Origin of the sequence: Enhygromyxa salina (assembly GCF_000737335.2) — a bacterium.
Classification (GTDB): Bacteria; Myxococcota_A; Polyangia; order Nannocystales; family Nannocystaceae; genus Plesiocystis; species Plesiocystis salina_C.
Genome location: NZ_JMCC02000309.1, coordinates 1 through 634, shown reverse-complemented (window position 1 = coordinate 634; position 634 = coordinate 1). Strand labels below are relative to the sequence as shown.

Annotated in this window: 1 protein-coding gene; it reads left to right on the top strand. The window is 49.8% G+C overall.

The genetic code is table 11. From position 1 onward, the window contains the following. The first annotated feature begins 22 nt into the window (after positions 1 to 22). Positions 23 to 142, top strand: coding sequence for a hypothetical protein (locus tag DB30_RS42950; RefSeq protein WP_276204433.1), 120 nt, complete (start codon positions 23 to 25; stop codon positions 140 to 142). Positions 143 to 634 lie beyond the last annotated feature (492 nt).

Here is a 634-nt window from a genome sequence, read left to right as displayed (position 1 = left end):
GGCTCCGGCCAGCGTATGGTCATTGTGGGTTGCGGGGATCTGGTGTGCGCTACTGGTTATTAGTGGCATGAGGACGTTTGTTTTTCGAGGGCTAATCAGCCGCTGGCAACAGAAGCGGCTTCGGCAGATGCTGCGACGATAACCGTAATTCGCAACAGGGATGTTATGGTAAATCAGAGTGGCTGGCAGGATAGGTTTTTAAAATAAACGTCACAGGATGAAGCAGGTCAGATGCAATGTGGCATACTCGTTGTGTGCCACACCAGGGCATCTGAATACATAAAGCTCCCCGTGAGGGAGCTTTTTTGTGCCTGAAAACCGGCAACATAACCGGTAAAGGCATGAGGCGTCGTCTGGAACGCGGGTAACTGAGATGCCTGAAACCTGGTAATAATCTGTGACGCTTTTTCTGCCGCTCCCCGGCGGGGAGCTTTTTTTCGCGCCTCACGGGGGCAGCAAAAAGAAAGCTCCCGCTATCACAGTAATATATAACGCTACATAAGGAGTAGCCGATAACCATGGCAGTCCTTACATTATCCGAGCTATCTGATGCATATGCTTTCACTTAAAAATATGTTCTCCCTGAACCGCCAGCGATCAGCCATTTCGTATGACGCCATTTGTCAGAATAAGC